The organism is Paraburkholderia sp. SARCC-3016, from assembly GCF_031119615.1.
In the GTDB taxonomy this organism is placed as follows: Bacteria; Pseudomonadota; Gammaproteobacteria; order Burkholderiales; family Burkholderiaceae; genus Paraburkholderia.
The window spans coordinates 1-1139 of sequence record NZ_JAVHZD010000097.1; the positions used below are offsets into that span (position 1 = coordinate 1).

Genomic DNA, 1139 nt, shown 5'->3' on the forward strand with positions numbered 1-1139 from the left:
GGCCATGCGTTCGACGGTTCCTCGATTGCCGGCTGGAAGGGCATCGAAGCATCGGACATGCTGCTCGTGCCGGATCCGGACACGGCGTTCGTCGACCCGTTCTACGAAGAATCGACGCTGGTGCTGACCTGCGACGTGATCGAGCCGTCGGACGGCAAGGGCTATGAACGCGATCCGCGCTCGCTGGCCAAGCGCGCTGAAGCCTATCTGAAGAGCACGGGCCTCGGCGACACGGCGTTCTTCGGTCCGGAACCCGAGTTCTTTATTTTCGACTCGGTGCAGTGGAGCTCCGATATGTCGGGCTGCTTCGTGAAGATCGGCTCGGAAGAAGCGCCGTGGTCGTCGGCGAAGGAATTCGAAGGCGGCAACACCGGTCACCGTCCGGGCCCGAAGGGCGGCTACTTCCCGGTCGCGCCGGTCGACACGTTCCAGGACATGCGCTCGGAAATGTGCCTGCTGCTCGAGCAGATCGGCATTCCGGTCGAAGTGCACCACCACGAAGTGGCGGGCCAGGGCCAGAACGAAATCGGCACGAAGTTCTCGACGCTCGTGCAGCGTGCCGACTGGACGCAGAAGCTCAAGTACATCGTGCACAACGTCGCGCACACGTACGGCAAGACGGCGACCTTCATGCCGAAGCCGGTGGTCGGCGACAACGGCTCGGGCATGCACGTGCACCAGTCGATCTGGAAGGACGGCCAGAACCTGTTCGCGGGTAACGGCTATGCGGGCCTGTCGGAGTTCGCGCTGTTCTACATCGGCGGCGTCATCAAGCACGCACGCGCGCTGAATGCGATCTCGAACCCGACGACGAACTCGTACAAGCGTCTCGTGCCGCACTTCGAAGCACCGGTGAAGCTCGCCTACTCGGCGCGTAACCGTTCGGCGTCGATCCGCATTCCGCACGTGAGCAATCCGAAGGGCCGCCGTATCGAAACGCGTTTCCCGGATCCGATGGCGAACCCGTACCTGCTGTTCTCGGCGCTGATGATGGCGGGTCTCGACGGTGTGCAGAACAAGATTCACCCGGGCGAAGCGGCCGACAAGAACCTGTACGACCTGCCGCCGGAAGAGGATGCAAAGATCCCGACCGTGTGTGCCGGCCTCGACCAGGCGCTCGAAGCGCTCGACAAGGACCG

At 63.4% G+C, this 1139-nt stretch carries 1 protein-coding gene; it reads left to right on the forward strand.

Annotation, left to right across the window (positions count from 1 at the left end):
- The coding region (gene glnA / locus QYH69_RS35855) for a type I glutamate--ammonia ligase (protein ID WP_308836339.1) at positions 1–1139 on the forward strand (1139 nt) is incomplete at both ends.